Annotated in this window: 15 protein-coding genes and 1 pseudogene; 12 read left to right on the forward strand and 4 right to left on the reverse strand. The window is 68.7% G+C overall.

The features are described from left to right. Positions 1–6 precede the first annotated feature (6 nt). The 4 genes from GGR73_RS10295 to GGR73_RS10310 all read left to right on the forward strand — a co-directional run bounded on the left by GGR73_RS10295 (position 7) and on the right by GGR73_RS10310 (position 4,454). Entirely contained in the window at positions 7–531 is a 525-nt protein-coding gene (locus tag GGR73_RS10295) for a tetratricopeptide repeat protein (protein ID WP_024940334.1), read from the forward strand. 256 nt (positions 532–787) lie between these two features. Continuing rightward, on the forward strand, positions 788–2,794 hold the full coding sequence (locus GGR73_RS10300) for an ATP-dependent DNA helicase (RefSeq protein ID WP_184456785.1): 2,007 nt from the start codon (positions 788–790) through the stop codon (positions 2,792–2,794). Positions 2,795–2,823: 29 nt separating this feature from the next. Next, positions 2,824–3,543: a tRNA (adenosine(37)-N6)-threonylcarbamoyltransferase complex dimerization subunit type 1 TsaB gene (gene tsaB, locus GGR73_RS10305; protein WP_184456787.1), complete on the forward strand. Its 720-nt coding sequence runs from the start codon at positions 2,824–2,826 to the stop codon at positions 3,541–3,543. Next, positions 3,540–4,454, forward strand: coding sequence for an ADP-ribosylglycohydrolase family protein (locus tag GGR73_RS10310; protein ID WP_184456789.1), 915 nt, complete (start codon positions 3,540–3,542; stop codon positions 4,452–4,454). Before tsaB ends, GGR73_RS10310 begins: the two co-directional genes overlap by 4 nt. An 85-nt stretch (positions 4,455–4,539) precedes the next feature. Here the strand turns inward: GGR73_RS10310 and GGR73_RS10315 are convergent, their stop codons facing one another. Together GGR73_RS10315 and gshB are read right to left on the reverse strand one after the other, a co-directional pair. Then, complete coding sequence (locus GGR73_RS10315; RefSeq protein ID WP_184456791.1) at positions 4,540–5,415, reverse strand: energy transducer TonB; 876 nt, start codon at positions 5,413–5,415, stop codon at positions 4,540–4,542. Further along, the gene (gshB, locus tag GGR73_RS10320) at positions 5,412–6,362 is read right to left on the reverse strand and encodes a glutathione synthase (protein ID WP_024940329.1); all 951 of its coding nucleotides are present in this window, start codon (positions 6,360–6,362) and stop codon (positions 5,412–5,414) included. The genes GGR73_RS10315 and gshB overlap by 4 nt, the downstream gene beginning before the upstream one ends. 217 nt (positions 6,363–6,579) lie before the next feature. Between gshB and pilG the strand changes: the two genes are divergently transcribed. The 8 genes and pseudogenes from pilG (at position 6,580) to GGR73_RS10360 (ending at position 19,903) form a co-directional block, all read left to right on the forward strand. Then, complete coding sequence (pilG, locus tag GGR73_RS10325; protein ID WP_024711139.1) at positions 6,580–6,981, forward strand: twitching motility response regulator PilG; 402 nt, start codon at positions 6,580–6,582, stop codon at positions 6,979–6,981. A gap of 17 nt (positions 6,982–6,998) precedes the next feature. After that, the gene (locus GGR73_RS10330; RefSeq protein ID WP_024940328.1) at positions 6,999–7,361 is read left to right on the forward strand and encodes a response regulator; all 363 of its coding nucleotides are present in this window, start codon (positions 6,999–7,001) and stop codon (positions 7,359–7,361) included. Continuing rightward, on the forward strand, positions 7,361–7,891 hold the full coding sequence (locus GGR73_RS10335; protein WP_003482487.1) for a chemotaxis protein CheW: 531 nt from the start codon (positions 7,361–7,363) through the stop codon (positions 7,889–7,891). Before GGR73_RS10330 ends, GGR73_RS10335 begins: the two co-directional genes overlap by 1 nt. Before the next feature lie 39 nt (positions 7,892–7,930). Next, positions 7,931–9,967 (forward strand): methyl-accepting chemotaxis protein, encoded by a 2,037-nt coding sequence (locus GGR73_RS10340; RefSeq protein WP_016904289.1) that lies wholly within the window; start codon positions 7,931–7,933, stop codon positions 9,965–9,967. A 113-nt stretch (positions 9,968–10,080) separates the two neighbouring features. Further along, positions 10,081–17,394 (forward strand): annotated as a pseudogene (locus GGR73_RS10345) (Hpt domain-containing protein). A 7-nt stretch (positions 17,395–17,401) separates the two neighbouring features. After that, positions 17,402–18,583: a chemotaxis protein CheB gene (locus GGR73_RS10350; protein ID WP_054591004.1), complete on the forward strand. Its 1,182-nt coding sequence runs from the start codon at positions 17,402–17,404 to the stop codon at positions 18,581–18,583. A gap of 35 nt (positions 18,584–18,618) precedes the next feature. After that, on the forward strand, positions 18,619–19,095 hold the full coding sequence (locus GGR73_RS10355; protein WP_024940325.1) for a chemotaxis protein CheW: 477 nt from the start codon (positions 18,619–18,621) through the stop codon (positions 19,093–19,095). A gap of 235 nt (positions 19,096–19,330) precedes the next feature. Then, on the forward strand, positions 19,331–19,903 hold the full coding sequence (locus tag GGR73_RS10360; RefSeq protein ID WP_184456793.1) for a GNAT family N-acetyltransferase: 573 nt from the start codon (positions 19,331–19,333) through the stop codon (positions 19,901–19,903). 45 nt (positions 19,904–19,948) lie between these two features. On the opposite strand, the gene GGR73_RS20300 is transcribed toward GGR73_RS10360, so the two are convergent. Together GGR73_RS20300 and GGR73_RS10370 are read right to left on the reverse strand one after the other, a co-directional pair. Continuing rightward, positions 19,949–20,416 carry a hypothetical protein gene (locus GGR73_RS20300; protein ID WP_184456794.1) on the reverse strand — a complete coding sequence of 156 codons (468 nt, stop codon included), beginning with the start codon at positions 20,414–20,416 and terminating at the stop codon, positions 19,949–19,951. A 1,169-nt stretch (positions 20,417–21,585) separates the two neighbouring features. Beyond that, entirely contained in the window at positions 21,586–22,158 is a 573-nt protein-coding gene (locus GGR73_RS10370; protein WP_104576486.1) for a sigma-70 family RNA polymerase sigma factor, read from the reverse strand. Positions 22,159–22,183 lie beyond the last annotated feature (25 nt).

The raw sequence follows: 22,183 nt of genomic DNA on the forward strand, positions 1-22,183 counted from the left end.
GACCCGATGAACCGACTGCACCGTTTGCTTGCCCTCGCTGGCGTGTCTGCCGCACTCACCGCCTGCGTCAGCGCGCCGCCTGCGCCACCGCCGGCCCCGGTCGACCCGACCACGCCGACACAGCGGCTGCTGCTGATCGAACGCGAGGCCGGCGTCGACGATACCGAGCTGTCGGTACAACCATTGCGCGACCCGCAGGTGGACGACCTGCGCGAGACCGCCAAGAGCAAGCGCCAGGCCGGCGACCTGGCCGGCGCGGCGGCGTCGCTGGATCAGGCCGTGGGCCTGGTTTCCGGCGATCCCGCCATCCTGCAGGAGCGTGCCGAAGTGGCGGTGCTGCAGGCCGACTGGCCCGCCGCCGAGCGTTTCGCCAAGCAGGCCATCGAGCTGGGCTCCAAGACCGGGCCACTTTGCCGCCGGCATTGGGCCACCATCGAGCAGTCGCGGCTGGCGCGTGGCGAGAAGGAAAACGCCGCTTCGGCCAAGTCGCAGATTGCCGGGTGCACGGTGCCCGGCGTGAAACGCTACTGAGCACGGCCACGCCGCTGGCTGCGCCTGCTGCACGACAGGCGCGGCGAGCGTGATGCGGCCTGCGTTGCTTGCGCCCATCTGCTTCGACGCGAGCCGTTCGTTCCCGCGCGCGACCGCCAGCGGCGCCACGCCGCACATACTGACGCGTAAACGCCGGCTGCGCGGCCAGTGCCGCCACCGGCCCACCGGCGCAATCCAGGCAGCGGCAGCGCGCACGCGCTAGGCTGTCGCGCTTCCTGCTCCAGCTTCCGGTCCCATGTCCCAACTTGCCACTGCCAGCATCGAGGCGCTCAGCGAGGGCGGGGCGCTCGCGCGTCAGCTCGATGCGTTCGCGCCGCGTGCCGCGCAGTTGCGCCTGACCGGCGCCATTGCCGAGGCGTTCGAGGCCCGCGATGTGCTGCTGGCCGAAGCCGGCACCGGTACCGGCAAGACCTACGCCTACCTGGTGCCGGCATTGCTGTCGGGGCTGAAGACCATCGTCTCCACCGGCACGCGCGCGCTGCAGGACCAGTTGTTCCATCGCGACCTGCCGCGCGTGCGCGCCGCGCTCGGCATCGGCCTGCGCAGCGCGCTGCTGAAGGGCCGCGCGAACTATCTGTGCAAGTACCGCACCCAGCAGGCGCGTGGCGAGCCGCGCTTTGCCACGCCCGAGCAGGTCTCGCAGTTCCAGCGCATCGTGGCCTGGAGCGGGCGCACCCAGTTCGGCGACATGGCCGAGCTGGAAGCCCTGCCGGACGACTCGCCGCTGCTGCCGCTGGTGACCTCCACCGTCGACAACTGCCTGGGCACCGAATGCCCGTTCTACAGCGAGTGTTTTGTGGTGCAGGCGCGCCAGCGCGCGCAGGCGGCCGATCTGGTGGTGGTCAACCACCATCTGCTGCTGGCCGATCTGGCGCTCAAGCAGGAAGGCTTCGGCGAGATCCTGCCCGGCGCGCAGGCCTTCGTCATCGACGAAGCGCATCAGCTGCCGGAGCTGGCGGCGAACTTCTTCGGCGAAAGTTTCGGCATGCGGCCGTGGCAGGAACTGGCGCGCGACTGCATGGCCGAAGCGCGCCTGGTCGCGGGTGCGCAGGCCAGCCTGCAGGAGCCGATCCTCGCCCTGGACGAGGCTCTGCGCGGCCTGCGTGCGGGCATGGAGGGCCTGCCATCACGCGGCACCCAATGGCGTGCGCTGGCCAAGCCGCAGGTGCGCGAGGGTTTCGATGCGGTGCTGTCGTCGCTGGCGCGGCTGGGCGAGGCCCTGCTGCCGTTGCGCGAGGCCTCGCCCGGGTTCGATGGCTGCTGTGCACGTGCGCAGGAAGCGCTAGCGCGGCTGTCGCGGTGGCTGGGCGAGGATGCGCCGGTACCGGATTTCGAGCAGGAGCTGCCGGAGACCGTCGACAACGATGTGCTGTGGTACGAGCTCAGCCCGCGCGGGTTCCGCTGCCAGCGCACGCCGCTGGATGTGTCCGGCCCGCTGCGCGAGCATCGCGAAAAATCGCATGCGGCCTGGGTGTTCACCTCGGCCACATTGGCGGTGGGCGGCGAGTTCGACCACATCGCGCAGCGCCTGGGCCTGAGCGACCCGGTGACCTTGCTGCAGCCCAGTCCCTTCGATTGGGCGCGCCAGGCGCTGTGCTACCTGCCGCCGCATCTGCCCGATCCTGCCGCACGCGGATTCGGCACGGCGCTGATCGCGGCGCTGATGCCGGTGCTGGACGCCTCCAATGGCCGCGCGTTCCTGCTGTTCGCCTCGCACCGTGCGCTGCGCGAGGCGGCCGACGCATTGCGCGGCGCGCCGTGGCCGCTGTTCGTGCAGGGCGAGGCGCCGCGTGCCACCTTGCTGCAGCGTTTCCGCACTTCCGGCAACGGCGTGCTGCTGGGCTCGGCCAGCTTCCGCGAGGGCGTGGACGTGGTCGGCGATGCCTTGAGCGTGGTGGTGATCGACAAGCTGCCGTTCGCCGCACCCGACGACCCGGTGTTCGAAGCGCGCCTGGATGCGATCCGCCGCGACGGCGGCAACCCGTTCCGCGACGAGCAGTTGCCGCAGGCGGTGATCGCGCTCAAGCAGGGCGTGGGCCGGCTGATCCGCAGCGAGACCGATCGTGGCGTGCTGGTGCTGTGCGACCCGCGCCTGGTGAACAAGGGCTACGGCCGCACCTTCATGCAGTCGCTGCCGCCGTTTGCGCGCACCCGCGAGATTGGCGACGTGCGCGCGTTCTTTGGCGTCGCCGAGCCGGTGGGCGACAATGGCGTGCTCGCGTTGCCGTTCGGCGACGACTGAGCTTTCTCCTTCCTGCCTGCGGTCCTGCCATGAAAGTCCTCGCGTTCGAGACCTCCACCGAAGCCTGTTCCGTCGCGCTGCATGTGGATGGCCGCGTGCTGGAGCGCTTCGAACTGGCGCCGCGTCGCCATGCCGAACTGGCGCTGCCATGGGCCGAGCAACTGCTGGCCGACGCCGGCATTGCGCGCCGCCAGCTCGACGCGATTGCGGTCGGTCGTGGCCCGGGCGCCTTCACCGGTGTGCGGCTGGCGATCGGCATTGCGCAGGGCATCGCGCTGGGCCTGGACGTGCCGGTGCTGGGGGTGTCCACGCTGCAGGTGATGGCCCTGCGCGCGCCCGCCGAGGCGACGCAGGTGCTGGCCTGCATCGATGCGCGCATGGGCGAGGTGTACGCCGGCGTCTTCGCGCGCGCTGGCGATACGCTGCGCGAGCTGGTGCCGGAAGTGGTGTGCGCACCGCAGGAATGCGTCGTGCCGGACACGCTGCAGCGCTTTGCCGGTGTCGGCAGCGGGTTCGCCGCTGCCGAGGCAGTGCTGCAACAACGATTTGCGACCCGGCTGAGCAGCATCGATGCCGCCGCATTGCCGCATGCCGCCGACCTGCTGACGCTGGCCGTGCCGGCGTTGCTGCGCGGCGAGGGCGTGGCGCCGGAGCGGGTGGAACCGGCCTATCTGCGCGACAACGTGGCGCTGACCCTGCTTGAGCAGCAGGCCGCACGCGCAGCCAAGGCCGCCGGCGCCGCGCCATGACCGACGACCTGCAACGCGCGCGTTTCCGCGGCTGCCTGCTGGGCCTGGCGGTGGGCGATGCGCTCGGCACCACGCTGGAATTCTGCGCGCCGGGCAGCTTCACGCCGATCGACGACATGCGCGGCGGCGGCCCGTTCGCGCTGCGCGCCGGCCAGTGGACCGACGACACCTCGATGGCCTTGTGCCTGGCGCACAGCCTGCTGTATCGGCAGGGCTTCGACGCCGCCGACCAGATGAACCGCTATTGCAACTGGTACCAGCACGGCTACCTCAGCAGCACCGGCAGCTGCTTCGATATCGGCGCGACCGTGCGGCAGGCACTGGAGCGCTATCTGGATGGCGGCCCGGCCTTCAGCGGCAGCACCGATCCACGCTCGGCCGGCAATGGCTCGCTGATGCGGCTGGCGCCGGTAGCGATGTACTACGCGCATCGCCCCGCCGAGCTGGGCGAGCGCGCCGCCGACAGTTCGCGTACCACGCATGCTGCCGACGAAGCGCTGGATGCCTGCCGGCTGTTCGCCTTCCAGTTGCGTGCCGCGTTGCTCGGTGGCGAGCGCCAGCAGGTGTTGCAGACCCGCTGCGAAGGGCTGTCGACACCGGCGCTGCGTGCGTTGTCGGTGCGCGACCATGCGGCAGTTTCCGCGGCCCGGATCCGCGGCACCGGCTATGTGGTCGATGCGCTGTCGGCGGCACTCTGGTGCTTCGCCACCACCGACACGTTCGCCGATGCGGTGCTGCGTGCGGCCAACCTGGGCGACGATGCCGACACCACCGCTGCCATCTGCGGTCAGCTGGCCGGTGCATTCCATGGTATCGACGGGATTCCCACCGCCTGGCGCGCGCGCGTGCAGGATGCGGACGCGATCGTCGAGCTGGCCGACCGGCTGTACGCAGCCGCGCAGGCAGCATAAAGGCCGCCCGCAAAGCACTGGGCAACGCGGGCCGCCGGGAAGGCATGCCGCAGAAAGACGCGTCCCTGTCGGGACGCGCGACGGCTCAACGATCGTCGTGCAGCTCGCCGCCGGGCAGGAACAGCCAGGTGCGTGTGACCTGCAGGATATCCACGTCGTCCTTGGTCCTGGGCAGTGGCGGGAACGGCTGCGCCAGCTGCACCACCCGCAGCGCTGCCGCATCCAGCGCCGGGGTGCCGCTGGAGACCAGCACGCGGCTGCTTTCCACGCTGCCGTCGCGGCGCACGCCCACGCTGATCACCACCTTGCCGCCGAGTCGGCGCCGGCGCGCCTCGTCCGGGTAATTGAGATTGCCGACGCGCTCGGCACGGTCCACCCACGCGCGCAGGTAGTTGGCGTAGGCGTATTCGCGGGTACTGGCCGAGACGAACTTGCGATTGGGGCGCTTGGCATATTGCTCCGAGCGCAGATGCACCTCGGCGGCGAGCCGGGCCATTTCCGCGTCGCGCTGCACGCGTTGCGCATCGGTGGGCGAGGGCAGGTCGGTCTGCGGATTCGGCTGCGGGATGGGCACGGCCTGCTCGCCGCGGCGGCTGGCCACCACGCGGGTCTGGGTCGGCTTCGGCGCCTGCAGCGTGGTCGCACGCTGCGCCTGCGGTGCCAGCCCGCTGCGGTCCTGCGGCACCACGCCGGGCTGGCTGTCGCGCGGGCGTTGCGCGGTGGCGTGATTGCCGCCGCCCTGCTGGTTGGCCTGGGCCAGGAAATCGGCCTGCCTGGGCGTCAGCGGGGTGCTGGTCTGGCTGAAGATCACATCCAGCGTCGGCACCAGCGGTGCGTCCTCGCTGACCGCAAACCCCACGCCCAGGATCAGCACGCCGTGCAGCAGCAGCGAGATCACCAGCGTCGCGGTCAACCGGCGGCGCTCGTCCATGGGAGCCGGCAGTGCCGCGGCCGCGCTCATTGCGCCGCGCCGGCCTCGATCGCGTCGAACAGCAGCCCGGCGATGTTCAGGCCGAACTGCGCATCCAGCTCGCGCACGCAGGTGGGGCTGGTGACGTTGACCTCGGTCAGGTAATCGCCGATCACGTCCAGGCCGACGAAGCGCATGCCGCGGCGGCGCATTTCCGGGCCCACCTGCGCGGCGATCCAGCGGTCGCGCTCGGACAGCGGCCGGCCTTCGCCACGTCCGCCGGCGGCCAGGTTGCCGCGGAATTCGTCGCCCTGCGGAATCCGTGCCAGGCAGTAGTCCACCGGCTCGCCATCGACCAGCAGGATGCGCTTGTCGCCGGCGCTGATGTCGGGGATGAAGCGCTGCGCCAGGGTCAGCTTGCGATTGCCGTCGGTCAGCGTTTCCAGGATCACGTTGAGGTTGGGGTCGCCGGTGCCGCTGCGGAAGATCGAACGCCCGCCCATGCCGTCCAGCGGCTTCAGCACGGCCTGGCCGTGTTCGAGCACGAACGCCTTGAGCGCGGCGGAGTCGCGGCTGACCAGGGTCGGCGGGCAGCACTGCGGAAACAGCAATGCGGCCAGTTTCTCGTTGTAGTCGCGCAGGCCCTGCGGGTCGTTGACCACCTGCGCGCCGGCGCGCTGGGCCACGCTCAGGACCTGGGTGTCGTAGACGAACTCCGCATCCACCGGCGGGTCCTTGCGCATCAGCACCACCTGGCCGGGGCCGAATTCCAGTTCGGCGAACTCGCCGAGGGTGAACCAGCCGGCCTTGTCCTCGCGCACGCTCAGGGGCGCGACCTGTGCCACCGCGCGTCCCTCGCGCAGGCTGAGTCCGCCCGGACGCACATACTGCAGGCGGTGACCACGCCGCTGCGCTTCCAGCAACATGGCGAAGGTGGTGTCTTTGGCGATCTTGATGGAGGCGATGGGATCCATCACCACGACGACGTCGAGCGACATGGGGAGCTAAACCTTTAGAACAGGCTGCCGATGGTAACTTCAAGCGGTGGCGATGGCGCGCCCGGCCGGTCGTGAATGCGCGACTTGCCGCTCGGCCCGCAGCTGCACACGGTCGGAACGTCCGCCTGGCGGGCAGTCAATGCGGGTCTTGGGATATACATGCAGTTTCGTAGCGACGCCGGCAGGGAAGAAGCGTCGCGCGTCCGGGGATATTTGCATGACTGAAAACATTGCTGCGGGTGGGGAACTCGCAGGACTGAAGGTGATGGTGATCGATGATTCGAAGACCATTCGCCGCACCGCCGAAACGCTGCTGAAGCGGGAAGGCTGTGAAGTAGTGACAGCGACCGATGGTTTCGAGGCACTGGCCAAGATTGCCGACCAGCAACCTCAGATCATTTTTGTCGACATCATGATGCCGCGTCTGGATGGGTACCAGACATGCGCGTTGATCAAGGGCAACCAGCTCTTCAAGTCGACGCCGGTGATCATGTTGTCGTCCAAGGACGGCCTGTTCGACAAGGCACGCGGCCGCATCGTCGGCTCCGAGCAATATCTGACCAAGCCGTTCACCCGTGAAGAACTACTGAGCGCGATTCGCACGTACGTCCACGCCTGACCAGGGGGAAAGGCAACATGGCTCGAATTATATTGATCGAGGACTCGCCCACCGACAGGGCAGTCTTCAGTCAATGGCTGGAAAAAGCAGGCCATACGGTCGTCGCCACCGACAATGCCGAAGAGGGACTTGCGCTGATTCGCAGCCAGGCGCCCGATCTGGTGCTGATGGACGTGGTGCTGCCCGGCATGAGCGGTTTCCAGGCAACGCGTGCATTGGCGCGCGACCAGGCCACCAAGGACATCCCCGTGCTGCTGGTCAGCACCAAGGGCATGGAAACCGACAAGGCCTGGGGTTTGCGGCAAGGTGCCAGCGACTACATCGTCAAGCCGCCGCGCGAAGACGATCTGATCGCCCGCATCAAACAACTGGTGCGTTGATGCGTTCTCCATTCGACATTCTCGAAGACTACGAGCGTCGTAGTCTTGCGCACGCCACGCCGCTGCCGGAACGCCAGTTCTCGGCCGACATCTGGCGCGGCGTCGGCTATCGCGTCGGCACCCGGCGGCTGGTCTCGGATTTCCGCGAAGTCGCGGAAATCGTGCCGATGCCGCCGGTGACGCCGGTGCCGGGCGCACAGCCCTGGCTGCTGGGCGTGGGCAACCTGCGCGGCAACCTGTTCCCGGTGATCGATCTGAAGCAGTTCCTGGAGGGCCGGCGGACGGTGCTGCAGGAAGGCCAGCGCGTGCTGATCATGCGCCAGAGCGGCGGCGACGTCGCGCTGACCATCGACGAGCTGTACGGCCAGCGCAGCTTCGAGCAGGTCCAGGCGGTCGAACCCGGCGAGTTGGCGCAAGGCCGCTATGCCCACTTCATCGACCGTGCCTTCCGCAACGAGACGCAGGACTGGGGTGTGTTCTCCCTGGCGTTGCTGTCGCGCACTCCTGAATTCCGGCAGGCCGCGGCCTAAGCCGCGACCCCGCCACGTCATACAGATCGAGGTCGAACCATGAGTACCGCCCCGGACGCCCGCAAGACCAACAAGCTCGGCAGCGTCAGCACCAGCTTCTGGCTTGGTTTGCTGGTGTTGTCGATGATCGTGTTCGGCGCCAATACCGGCGTCGCCACCTGGCAGGGCAGTCGCCTGGCCGGTGCCGGCACCGGCGCGGCCGATCTGCAGGTGCTGTCGCAGCAGCTGGCCAACCAGGGCCGCGAAGCGGTCTCCGGTGACCCCAAGGCGTTTGCCGCGTTCAAGGAGACCAAGGCCCGCATCGACAGCACGGTCAGCGAACTGGATGGCCGCTACGGCCAGGAAGGCTCGGTCGCCAGTTCGATGGCCCAGCTCAAGGCGACCTGGGTGCCGCTGAGCAAGAACGCCGATCAGGTCATCGCCAGCGAACCGGCGGTGCTGGGTCTGTCCGGCAACGCCGAACGCTTCTCCGGCAGCGTGCCGCAGCTGCAGGCGCAGTTGAACGAAGTGGTGCGCGCGATGACGGTCAGCGGCGCGCCCGCCTCGCAGATCTACAACACGCTGCAGCAGGTCGTGGTCGCCGGCACCATGGCGCGCCGGGTGACCGAAATGCGCGCCGGTGGCGCCAATGCCGCCGCCTCCGGCGATGCGCTGGCACGCGACTCGGTGGTGTTCACGCAGATGCTCGAAGGCCTGCGCGCGGGCAACGACGAACTGGGCATCGCCGCGGTGCGCAACCCGGCCGCGTTGTCGGCGCTGGAGCAGTCGCAGGCGCAGTGGGCGACGATGAAGAAGGACGTCGACGCCATCCTGGCCAGCTCGCGCAACCTGTTCGCCGCGCAGTCCTCGGCCGCCGCGCTGACCGCCGGCTCGAACAAGATGCTGGACGACAGCAAGAAGCTGTTCGATGCGTTCTCGGCGTTCGGCTCGGTGCGCGACACGCGCCTGTTTCCGAACTTCTGGCTGGGCGTGGTGTCCGGCCTGCTGGCGCTGCTGGCGATCATCGGCTTTGTCTGGAGCTCGGTGCGGGTACGCTCGCGCGAGCAGGACGTGCGTTACCAGGCGCAGGTGGAATTCAACAGCCGCAACCAGCAGGCGATCATGCGGCTGCTGGACGAAATCAGCTCGCTCGGTGAGGGCGACCTGACCGTCAAGGCCTCGGTGACCGAGGACATGACCGGCGCGATTGCAGACGCCATCAACTACGCCGTGGACGAGCTGCGCCACCTGGTGACCACGATCAACGACACCTCGGCCAAGGTCGCCGTGTCGACCCAGGAGACCCAGGCCACCGCGATGCAGCTGGCCGACGCCGCCGGCCAGCAGGCCAACCAGATCACCACCGCCTCCGAGCGCATCAGCGAAATCGCCGCCAGCATCGAACAGGTGTCGCGCAACTCCACCGAGTCGGCCGAAGTGGCGCAGCGCTCGGTGGTGATCGCCGCCGAAGGTGCCGGTGTGGTGCGCGAGACCATCCAGGGCATGGACCAGATCCGCGACCAGATCCAGGAAACCTCCAAGCGCATCAAGCGCCTGGGCGAATCCTCGCAGGAGATCGGCTCGATCGTGGAACTGATCAACGACATTTCCGAGCAGACCAACATCCTGGCGCTCAACGCTGCGGTGCAGGCCGCCTCGGCGGGCGAGGCCGGTCGCGGTTTCGCGGTGGTGGCCGACGAAGTGCAGCGCCTGGCCGAACGCACCTCCGGCGCGACCCGGCGGATCGAAGGCCTGGTGCAGACCATTCAGGCCGATACCAACGAGGCGGTCAGCTCGATGGAGCAGACCACCTCCGAAGTGGTGTCCGGTGCACGCCTGGCCGAAGACGCCGGCACCGCGCTGACCGAAATCGAGCGCGTGTCCAACGCCTTGAACAACCTGATCAAGAACATCTCCATCGCCGCGCACCAGCAGTCGGCCGCAGCGACGGATATCACACAGACCATGGGCGTGATCCGTCAGATCACCAGCCAGACATCGCAGGGTGCGGAGCAGACGGCCGAGTCGATCGGCAACCTGGCTCAGCTCGCTGCCGATCTGCGCCGTTCGGTCGCCGACTTCAAGCTGCCGGCGTGAGCACGACGCGGAACGGGAAAGGATCAGCAGATGGCGCGTAGTAGCGTTACGTCGATGCAGGAACAGACCGGTGGCCGCCTCGGCGGTACCCCGGCCGTAGGCAGGGGGCTGCAATGAGTGCGCTTCGCGATGCGATGAGTCACGCCGCGCTGGGCTGGGTCAAGCCGGAGCTGGACGAGACGTTGCGCCAGGCGCGCAACGAGATCGAGTACTTTGCCGAAGAACCGTCCGACACCAGTCGGATGCGCTTCTGCGCCGGCTATCTGCACCAGGTGCAGGGCACCTTGCGCATGGTGGAGCTGTACGCCCCGGCGATGGTGGCCGAAGAACTCGAGCTGCTGGCCCAGGCGGTGCAGGTCGGCGAGGTGGCCGACCGCGACGAAGCCTGCGCCATGCTGATGCGCGGCACCGTGCTGCTGCCCGACTATCTGGAGCGCCTGCAGAACGGTCACCGCGACATTCCGATCGTGCTGCTGCCGCTGCTCAACGAAATCCGTGCCACGCGTGGTCAGCCCGGTCTGAGCGAAAGCGTGCTGTTCGCGTTCGATCCGCAGGCCGGCGTCGCCACCGAGGCCGAGCTGGATCACGCGCGCGGCAGCCTGAGCGGGCGCAATCGCGAGTTGCTCGACACCGTCGGCAACGCGGTCAAGGAAGAATTGCTGCGCGTCAAGGACGCGCTGGACCTGCACCTGCGTACCGGCGGCGAGATCGCCGAGCTGCAGACCCAGGTCAAGGATCTCGGCAGCGTTGCCGACACCCTGGGCATGATGGGCCTGGGCGTGGCGCGCAATGTGGTCGTGCAGCAGCGCGATGCGCTGGCGCGCGTGGTCGACGGCCAGGTGCAGATGGACGAAGGCGTGCTGCTGGATATCGCCGGCGCGCTGCTGTATGTCGATGCCTCGCTGGATGACCAGGTCGCCAGCCTGGGCGCCGATGTCGGCGACGGCAATGAAGCCAGCAACAGCGCCACCTCCTCGGAAGTGCGGCGCACGGTGGACGTGCTGGCGCAGGAGGCGATCGCCAATTTCGGTGCGGCGCGCGAGCATTTCGTCGCCTTCATCGAGACCAACTGGGACCACGCCCGCCTGGCCGACGTGCCGCATCTGCTCGGCGAAGTCGGCGGTGCGCTGCGCATCCTCGAGCTGCCGCAGGCGGCCGATTACCTGGAAGGCGTGCGCCGCTATGTCGATCTGGAACTGATCGGCAAGCAGCGCGTGCCCAGCGGGCGCCAGCTGGATACCCTGGCCGATGCGATGGCCAGCCTGGAGTACTACCTGGAAGCCCTGCGCGAGCGCCGTCCCGGCCGCGAAGAAATCCTGGACATCACCCGCAACAGCCTGGAAACGCTGCGCTATTGGCCGCTGCCCTCGGGCCAGCCGTCCGACCTGCCGGTCGGTGCCGACCAGCCGGGCAGCGTGGCCGAGCAGCTCGCCGCATCGCTCGCGCAGCAGGCCGCTGCCCCGGCGCTGGGGGCCAACGACGCTGCGCCGACGCCGTCGCTGGAATGGGCCAACGAAACCGTGGTCGAGGCGCCGTTCGCCGCCAGCGTGGTGCACGACACCGGCGCTGCCGCTACCGACACGGTGTTTTCGTTCGACCCGGTCGCCGCCGAGGAAACCGTCTCCGGCCAGGCGCACGTGCCGTTTACGGTTGCGCCGCTGGACCTGTCCGACGATGGCGCGCAGGCGCCCGGCGACTGGCAGCTGGAAACCACCGAGCACGCCGCACCGATCGCCACCTCGGTGTTCGACCCGGTGTTGGCCGAGCAGGACGGCAGCGTGTCGGCCGATGCCGCGCAGGTCAGCTACACCGTGGATCTGAGTGCGCTGGAGCAGGACGACAGCGCCACGCCGGCGGTTGCCGAACCGACGCCGCTGCAGATCGAGCAGATCGAGTTGCCGGGCGATGCCGACCAGAGCGAGGCACCGCTGGACTTCATCGCACAGGCCCAGACCGGCCGCGCGCAGACCAGCATCGAGGATGCGTTCTCGCCGCCGCCGCTGCCGCCCGTGGCGCCGCAAGAGCTGGACGACCCGTTCGTCGACTCCGCGCCCGAACCGCAGCCAGCCCCGGCCGACGACGCCGCCGAGCAGAGCGCACCGCGCGTGCAGCAGGCGGTGGTCAGCGAGTTCGAACTGGACGCCGCATCGACGGCGTTCCTGGCCCAGCTCGACGCGGCCGCCGCGCAGTTCGATGTGCAGCGTCCGCAGGTACAGCACACGACCGATGCCGACAGTCAGACTGCGAAGGCAGCGCCCGAGCCGGCAGCGAGCGAACCGGCCCAGGCCAGTGCCGATGCCGGCATCTTCGGCGGCTTTGGCGACAGCGATATCGACGACGACATCCGCGACGTATTCCTGGAGGAATTCGACGAAGAGCTGGTCAATCTGGGTCAGCTGCTGCCGGTCTGGCGTGCCGCGCCACACAGCCAGGACAACCTGCGCCCGATCCGCCGCGTCTTCCACACCTTGAAGGGCAGCGGTCGCCTGGTCGGCGCGCAGGTGCTCGGCGAGTTCAGCTGGAAGATCGAGAGCATGCTCAACCGCGTGCTCGACAATTCGCGGCCGGCCAGCCCGGCGGTGGTGGCGATGGTCGAACTGGCCTACGAAGTGCTGCCGCAGTTCAACGCCGCATTGCGCGACCAGGGCCGCATCAGCGCCGATCTGCCGGACATCCAGGCAGTTGCCGAGCGTGTGGCCGCGGGCGAAGAAGTCTACTACGTGGCCGCGCCGGCAACGCCGGTGGCTACGGATGTCGCCTTCATTCCGGCAGCGGCAGGCGTGTTCGCGGCGACCGGTGGCACACCGGCCTCGGTGGACAGCGTGCTGCGCGAGATCCTGGAAGCCGAAGTCGCCACCCATCTGGAAACCGTCAACGCATGGCTGCAGGCCAACCAGGCCGAGCCGCAGCTGGCGAGCGAAGAATTGCTGCGCGCGGTGCACACCATGAGTGGCGCATTTGCGATGACCGACGTGCCGGAAATCACGCTGGTGACCACGCCGGCCGAGAGCTACGTCAAGCGTCTGCTTGCCGCGTCGCTGCTCCCCTCGCAGGAGGGCATCGACGCCATTGCCGCAACGGCGTCGGCAATCGCCACCACCGTGACCGCCTTGCGCGCCGATGCGCCGTTGATTCCATCGTTTGCGCCGTTGAGCGAACGCCTGCGCGCGCTGGTGGAGACGCTGCCGGAAGCGCAGTGGCCACCGCAGGCGTTCCTGGACGAGCTGGAAGATCTGGATGCGCCGGGCGAGATGGCGGTCAGCAGCGAGTCGGCGGTCGAGCTGACCGGCGCGCAGGATCTGTCGCAGTATCTGGACGCCAGCGCGCTGCCGTCGGATACGAGCGATCACAGCGCGCCCGTGCATGTCGCCGATGACGCAGCGGATGCCGATGCGCACGCCGATGCCGACGCAGCGATCGCGGTGGACGAGCTGGCCGAGGCCGAGGCTGAAGACACCTCGTCGCTTGCGCTGGACGCACCGGCACCGCACGAACAGACGCAGACGGCTGAGGTTGCTGCGCTGGAGCAGGAGCAGGTTGCTGATTCGGTCGAGACTGCGCAGCCCCCGGCCGGTGATGCAGTCGCCTCCGATGCGGGAGCGGAGCAGCTCGCCGAGGCGTCGCATGGCGATGCTGCCCAGCGCCAGCGCCAGCACCAGCACCAGCACCAGCACGAAGCCGAGGCCGAAGCCGAGTCGCCTGGCGTCGATGCGCACGACACGCCGGCCGATGAGCCGGTGGTCGACGCCGATGCCTGGGATGCGACCGGATTGCAGCAGGCCGGCCATGTCGATGCGGCGTCGCATGCGCACGCAGGCGACGTGCCGCAAGCTGGCGAGCACGTGGCAGTGGACGAGTTGTCCGACGCGGAAGCCGCGTTGGGCGATGCGCAGACGCTCGCCGCACCCGAAGCCGGGGAGATTGCTGCCGAGCGTGCAGACGCCGAGCAGCAGTCGCCGGGCGAGCATGCTGCCGAGTACGAGCAGCACGACCAGCGCGAGGCTGACGCAAGCGTGCAGGATGCCGAAGCGGCATTGAGCGATGACGCGGCGTCCACGGACGAAGCGCCTGTCGAGACCATCGAGGCATTGGAAGCAGTGCATGCGCAGGCCCCGCTGGCCGACCACACGCATGCGGCGACCAGCGAAGACTGGACGCAGGACAGCGCGGCGCTGGATGGCGAGTCGACCGGGCAGGGCGACCACGTGTCCACCCCGCACGACGAGGCTATCGGTGCGCAGGCGCAGCCGCCCGCCGACGAGGCAGCGCAGCACGGCGATGCCGCGTTGCCGCAGGATGCCGACGCGCAGCTTGGCGACCAGTTGCAGGTGCAAGACACGGCGCAGTTGGGCGAGCATCCGTCTTCCGAAGAACATGCGCTGTCGGGCGAGCAGGTGCACCTGCAGGAACCTGCGCATACGGACGAGGCTGCGCAATCGGAAGCGCATGTCGATTCGGACGAGCAGGAACACCTAGACGCGCACACGCATGCCGACGGAGTCGAGCACGTTGCGGAAGCCGAGCAGACTCCAGAAGCAGGGCAGGCTGAAGCAGAGCAGGCTACAGAAACAGAACAGTCTGCAGCGGCGGAACAAACTGCAGAGGTTGAACAGCCCGCAGACGCAGACCACGCTGCAGACGCACAGCAGGCTGCCGAAGCGCTACCCGAACACACCATCGAGTCGGTGCAAGCCTTCGAGATGGCGCAGGTGGCTGATCAGGTCGAAGAGACCGGTGATCCGCAGTCGGACATTGCGCCGGAGCTGCATTCGGACGTCGCTGCTGACGCCGAGGCGGATACCCATGCCGATGCCGAGGTCCACGCGCAGCATCCAGACGCAGACGCAGACGCAGACGCAGACGCGACGCTCGAGGCTGCCAACACGGATGCTGTCGAGCATCCCGAGCAAGTCGAACACGCCGAACAAGTCGAGTATCCCGAGCACGCCGAACAGGTCGGACACACAGAGCAAGTCGTATCTACCGACTCCGCAAGCGAACACGAAGACGTCACAGCCGTGGCCTTCAGCGCGCCGGTGGAAGACGCTGCGGCGGGCGATAGCGCCGCCAACGACGTGGGCGCAGCCTTCGATACCGGCCCGCTCAACTTCGACCAGCTCGATGGCGAACTGGTCGACATCTTCGTCGAGGAAGGCCGCGACCTGCTCGACCATTGCGATGGTCTGATCGCCCGCATGCGCGAGGTGCCGGAAGACCGCGAGGTCCTCAACGGACTGCAGCGCGACCTGCACACGCTCAAGGGCGGCGCGCGCATGGCCGGCATCAACGCCATCGGCGACCTCGGCCATGCGATCGAATCGCTGCTCGAAGCGGTGGCGGCCAACCGGACCGACATCGACCGCGACGACGTGCGCCTGTTCGAGCGCGGCTTCGACCGCCTGCATCAGCTGTTGACCCGCACCGGCATGCACCGCGCCGTGGCGATGCCGACCGACCTGGTGGAAGCCTTCGAAACCCGTACCCGTGGCCGCAATGCCGCAGAGCCCAGCGACGCCGATGTGCGTGCGATCGCCAAGGCGTCGGTGGAACCGGCACCGCTGTCGGCGCCCATCCCGGTCGACGGCCAGGTCGAGGAAGAACTGCTGCCGCGCGCGCAGCAGGAACAGGTGCGCGTGCGTGCCGACCTGCTCGACCGCCTGGTCAATCACGCCGGCGAAGTGGCGATCTACCGCTCGCGCCTGGAACAGCAGATGGGCGCCTTCCGCGGCGCCATGGGCGAACTGGATCGCACCAACGCCCGTCTGCGCGACCAGTTGCGTCGTCTGGATCTGGAAACCGAAGCGCAGATCGTGGCGCGTTATCAGCGCGAGCAGGATCAGGGCGATCGCACCTTCGATCCGCTGGAACTGGACCGCTTCTCCACCCTGCAGCAGCTCAGCCGCGCGCTGAACGAATCGGCCGCCGACTTGGGCGGCTTGCAGGGCGTGCTGGAAGATCTCTCGCGTCAATACGACGGCCTGCTGCAACAGCAGTCGCGCGTCAGCTCCGAGCTGCAGGACGGCCTGATGCGTGCGCGCATGGTGCCGTTCGACGGCCTGGTGCCGCGTCTGCGCCGTGTGGTCCGCCAGGCCGCCACCGATACCGGCAAGCAGGTGCATCTGCTGCTGGAAGGTACCCAGGGCGAGCTCGATCGCAACGTGCTCGACCGCATGGTCGCGCCGCTGGAACACATGCTGCGCAACTCGGTGGCACATGGCCTGGAAGCGCCGGAGCAACGGCGCGACGCGGGCAAGCCGGAAGAGGGCAGCATCGCGATCCGTCTGCGCCGCGAAGGCTCGGAAATCGTGCTGGAAGTGGCCGACGACGGCGCCGGGCTGGACCGCGAGGCGATCCGTCGCCGCGGCGAGCAGCGCGGCCTGATCGAACCCGGCCAGGAACTCAGCGAGGCCGAACTGGATGGGCTGATCTTCGCCTCCGGTTTCAGCACCTCCGAGCAGGTCAGCCAGCTGGCCGGCCGTGGCGTGGGCATGGACGTGGTCCGCAACGAAGTGCGTCAGCTCGGCGGCTCGGTGGACATCCACTCGGTGCGCGGCCAGGGCGTCACCTTCACCCTGCGCCTGCCACAGACGCTGGCGGTCACCTAGGCGGTGTTCGTGCGCATCGGCGATACCACCTTCGCGGTGCCGGTGGCGTCGGTCAGTGGTATCGGCCGCATCTCGCGCGGCCGTTACGAGTCGGGCGAGGGCGGCTACCACTACGCCGGCGAGGAGTACGTGCTGCACGATCTTGGCTCGCTGGTCGGCCAGGCCGCCGCGCGTGCCGATGGTCAGGCGCAGGTGCCGTTGCTGCTGGTGCGTGCGGGCGACCTGCGCGCGGCGGTGGCGATCGATCAGGTGCTGGGCAACCGCGAAATCGTGGTCAAGCCGGTGGGCCTGCAGATCGCTTCGGTGCCGGGCATCTACGGCGCCACCATCACCGGCGATGGCCGCGTGGTGGTGATCCTGGACGTGGCCCCGCTGGTGCGCCGCTATCTCAGCCAGCCGGCGCGTCCGGCGCCGGAAACCCCGGCCGAATCGCAGCGCCAGGTGCCGTTGGTGATGGTGGTGGACGATTCGCTGACCATGCGCAAGGTCACCAGCCGCGTGCTGGAACGCCACAACCTGGATGTCACCACCGCACGCGATGGTGTCGAGGCACTGGAACTGCTGCAGGAGCGCGTGCCCGACCTGATGCTGCTGGACATCGAAATGCCGCGCATGGACGGCTACGAGCTGGCGACCGCGATGCGTGCCGACCCGCGCTTCAAGGCGGTGCCGATCGTGATGATCACCTCGCGCAGCGGCGAGAAGCATCGCCAGCGCGCCTTCGAGATCGGCGTGCAGCGTTACCTGGGCAAGCCTTACCAAGAGTTGGATCTGATGCGAAACGTGTATGACCTGCTGGGGATCGCCCGTGTCCGAGAATAATGGCGCAATGGGAACTCCGGTCGCCCTGCTGGGCCGCCCCGGGCAGGCGCGCGAGCGGCTGCGTGAAGCGCTCGGCCTGGCTGGCGCCCACGTGGTGCTGGAAGACGAGCCCTCCGCGGTAGATGTGCAGATGCTGCGCGATGCCGAGCCGGTGGCGGTGCTGGTCGCGCTGGAGCCGTCGATCGAAGACGCGCTCGAAGCGCTGGAGCCGGCGTTCAACATGCCCGGCGTCACGGTGATCTTCGACGAGGCCGAACTGACCGTGCGCCGCGAGGGCTGGGAAGCGCAGCGCTGGGTGCGCCATCTGGCCGCCAAGCTGCATGGCCATGCCGACGTACTGCCGCCAGGCACCGAGAGCGAGCCGTCGCTGCAGCCCGAACCGGGCCTGGAACTGGCGCCGCGGCAGCATTCGGACCTGCAGCTGGACCAGCATCTGCAGGCAGCCGCGCATGCGTTCGACAGCGTGCCCGGCGATGCCTTGTTCGCACGGGGCGTGGACACGTCCGAGGCCGCGGCCGACACGCCGGGCCTGACGCTGGGCGATTCCAGTACCTGGGGCCTGGTCGACGAGGTCGCGGTGGTGGTGCGCCCGCGTGCCGAATTGAACATGGACGCGTTGTCGACCGGCGGACTGTCGCTGGTGGAGCTGGATCAGGCCGGTGACACCACCGGTGCGGTGCTGGTACTGGCCGGTATCGGCGGCCCGGATGCGATCCGTCGCCTGCTGTCCGCGCTGCCGCCGGCGTTTCCGCGCGCCGTGCTGGTGCGCATGACCCTGGATGGCGGCCAGTACGGCAACCTGGTGCGGCAGATGGGACGCGTGTCGGCATTGCCGGTCGAACTGGGCGAAGCCGGCCAGGTGATTGCGGCGGGCAAGGTCTACGTGCTGTCCGACGACATCGGCGTGCAGCAACATGCCGGAGCGCTGGCGTTTGTCGCGCAGGCCGATCCGGCCGGGCTGGTGGCCGCGTTGCCGCCGACCGACAGCGCGGTGCTGATGCTCAGCGGCGCCAACGAGGCGCTGGTCGAGGCCGCGCTGGCGCTGGCCGAGCAGGGCGGCTGGCTGGCCGGTCAATCCGCCGACGGCTGCTACGACCCGGCCGCGGCGGCACGTCTGGCGCGCCAGGGCATTCTGACCGGCGACCCTGCGCAGCTGGCGCAGGCGTTGGCGCAGCGCTGGCCGGCATAAGCCGGGCGCTTCCTCTCAAGAACGGAACAGGTGCGATGAGCTACGCCAACAATGACGAAATCCGCGGCGTCCTGATCCAGGCCGGCCAGGAGCGCGTGCTGCTGCCCAACGCCACGGTGGCCGAGGTGATGTCGCGGGTGGCGGTCGAGCCGATGGCCGAGATGCCGCGCTGGGTGGTCGGGCGCATCGACTGGTACGGCTGGAAGGTGCCGCTGCTGTCGTTCGCGCGCTTGAGCGGCATGGGCGAGGAGCCTACGGCGGTCAACAACAAGGTGATCGTGCTCAAGGCGCTGGGCGGCAATCCGGTGCTGCCGTATTTCGCCTTGCTCACCGCCTCGTTCCCGCAGCTGATCTCGGTGCCGCGCGACGGCCTGCTGGCCGACGCTTCTGAAGATGCGCTGCCCGACGGCGTGCACATGCGCGTGCTGCTGGGCGAGCAGAGCGCATTGCTGCCGAACCTGGATGCGATTGAGGCGCAGGTTGCGCAGGCGCTTGCGGCGGTTGCCGCCTAAAGCGCCATTGCCGGGCGACGACGCTGCCCGGTTGCGGGCAGTGTCGAGATGAGGATCGGGTAGGCGCTGCGCTGCCCGGACGAGCGCCGCCTTGCTGCTTGCAGTGCATGCTGACACGGCATATGGCTGGGATGTCTTGCTGCCGTAGGGCAACCGTTTGCGGGGGCGTGATCCGTATGTGTCAGCCTGCTCCACACAACTCGCACGCCGCGCGCAAGGCGCGCCCGCGGCTGTCATGAGTCTTCCCGTCTTCGCGCCGGTCGAGCACGCCGACGGTGTGCTGCTGTGCGATCTGGCCATCGTCGATCCGGCCGCGATGGCCGATTACCACAGCCGGAATCGCGCGCATCTGGCCGCGGCGATGCCGCTGCGGCCACCGGCGTTCTACACCACCGAGGGCTGGCGCCGGCTGAGCATCGCCTACCGCACCGCGGTGCCGGGCGAGCGCGAGTTGCAACTGGTGTTGCTGCGCGATGCGCAGGTGATCGGCACGGTCGGCTTCACCCAGATCCAGCGCGGTGCCTTCCAGGGCTGTCATCTCGGGTATGGCCTGGATGCGCAGCAGCAGGGGCGCGGCCTGATTCAGTGGGCGGCCACGCAGGGCATCGAGTTTGCGTTCGGCCCGCTTGGCCTGCATCGGGTGATGGCGCAATACGTCCCCGACAACCTGCGCAGTGCGCGTGTGCTGCAGCGGCTGGGATTCCAGATCGAAGGCTATGCGCGCCGTTATCTGCAATTGAACGGTATCTGGCGCGACCATGTATTGACCAGCAGGTTGCGCGACGACGCTCCGGCGGCGGGTGCGTGAGCCCGGTTGCGCAGGCGGGTACAGCGATGCGCGATGTGCGGTGACCTAGGGGGTGGCGGTCAGCGGCTCGACACGCAGCTGGTCGGCTTCGAGCCCTGCATCCTGCAAGACCTCCACCTGTGTTGACCAGCCGCGTTGCCGGAGGCGCGCACGCAGTTGGGTGGCCCAGTCCTGCACCTCGGGTGCATCGGGTGTGGCGGCCAGGATGCGGATCCGAGCCGGCGCGTGATCGTCGGCAGCGGCGTGGCGCGCAAGCCAGTCGGCCGGGGGCATGGCGCGCTTTATCGGCGCGATGCGCACCGGGGCAGATTTTGCTCGAGACATCCCGGCATCGACCGCCGTGGTGCTGAAGGCTGGTTGGCTGGTTGGCGGTGTTGCGCGGGCGGCGTCCGTCTGCGCCAACGGCGCATGGAGCACACGCAGCGGTGCAGGCTGGCCTGCGCCAGGCGCGCGTGATTGCAGCGTGCCGTCTGTTGCGCTGATGACGATCTGCGCCTGCTCGGTCACCGGCATCGGGGCCGGCAGCGATGCCGGTGCGGGCGGGGGCGGGATGGGGGCAAGTGCTGCAGGCGCGCTGCGCCGGGCACTGGCTGCGAGCGAGCCACTTACCGACGCATCCTCGTGGAGTGCGGCGATTGGAGCCGGAGCTGGCGCAGGCGCCGCAGATGGCTGCGCGTCGGCAGATTGCAGGTCAGTGCCTGGCGTGGGTTCGGCGGCGAGTGCGGAGTCGACTGAAGGCGCAGGCGCTACAGGCGCCGCTGCACTGACTGGTTCCGGGGCCAAGGCGGGCGGTGCCAGGGGGGACGGCGCTGGCGGCGGGGAGGGCGCTGCCGCGCTCGGGCGCGCTGCGGTTTCGGGGACTTCGGCATCCGCTGGTGCCGGCATCGCAGGCAAAACCAACACATGCTCTGCGCCGGGATCGACCTGCTCAGGCGCGCGCCTGGCTGGGTGAACTGTCGACGGTTCGACGACTGCCGTCCCGACTGCAGCTGCTGCCGGCGCTTCCGCAGAGGGCTGACCGGCCTGCCACTGCAATCCGATGCCGACCACCAGGGTGATCGATGCAGCGAAGGCCAGCGTCGGCATCCAGCGCGGGCGACGGCTGCTGCGTCGGCGGGCGGCTGCGTTGCCGGCAGGGGCGGGATTTGAGCTTGCTGTGGCTGCTGATGCCTGCGCCTGCGCCGATGCATCGGAGGTGGATGTGGACGCGCTATCAGGCCCGGGAAGCGCGGCAGCTCCGGCTTCCTGCGCAGATGCCGGTGCCGCCGTAGCCAGCGACGCAGCTGCTGCTGCGGCCACGCCCGCGGTCGGACGCAGCTCTGCCATATCGGCGTGTGGCGGTTGCGCGGCGATCCACGCACGCGCGGACTCGCTCAGATTCGTCGTCCCGGCCTGATCGATAGGTTGGCCCTGTGCCAGACGCGCCTGCACGGCAGCACGCCGTACGGCCTGCGCCTGCTCCGCCTGCGCGGCGGCGGCCGCAAACATCGCCGCCATCGTGGCGGGTGCTTCGAACTGCAAGGTGTCCTGCGTTGGATGCACTGCCGCGCGTTCGGCATCGGCGTTGCGTGCGGCCTGTGCGAACCACGCCTGCATCGACGCTGGCGGCGTATGCGCCGGCAGTGCACGCAGCAGTGCGGCAAGCCCGTCGCTGCCGGCGACAAACCGTTCGAAGGACTGGCTCATCGGGTCGCGTCCAGGCTCAGGCGCAACTTTGCGAATGCATAGCGCAGCCGGCTCTTGACGGTCTCGAAACCTTCGCCGATCACCTGGGCGATTTCGTCGACGCCGAGCTCGGCAAAGAAGCGCAGCACCACCACTTCGCGTTGTGCGTCGGGCAATGCCATCACCGCGGCGCGCACGCGATGGTGTTGCTGGCCGAGCATGGCCAGCTGCTCGGTGGACAGATCGTCATCGGGCAGCTGCAGATGCGCGTCGTCCAGCGCCACCGAGGTGCTGTGAGAGGCGCTGCGACGGGTGTCGATCCAGCCGTTGCGCGCGATCTGGAACAGAAAACTGGTGAAGGCGGCTTGCCCGGGGCGGTAGTCGCTGCAGCGGGTCATCAGCTTGACCCAGGTCTTCTGCGCGAGGTCTTCGGCTTCGCTCAGGTTGCCTTCGCACAACCAGGCCAGGAAGTTGAACAGGGCGCGGTTGTGACGCGTGAACAACTCGGTGGCCGGCTGTTCGACAAAACCATTGGCGACGAGGAGCATGAGCTCCTCGTCGGGAAGATGCGCAAGGTCGGCAGGTTGCATGCGCGCAGTATAGGCAGGTGCCGCG

It is taken from the genome of Xanthomonas sp. F14 (assembly GCF_014199865.1).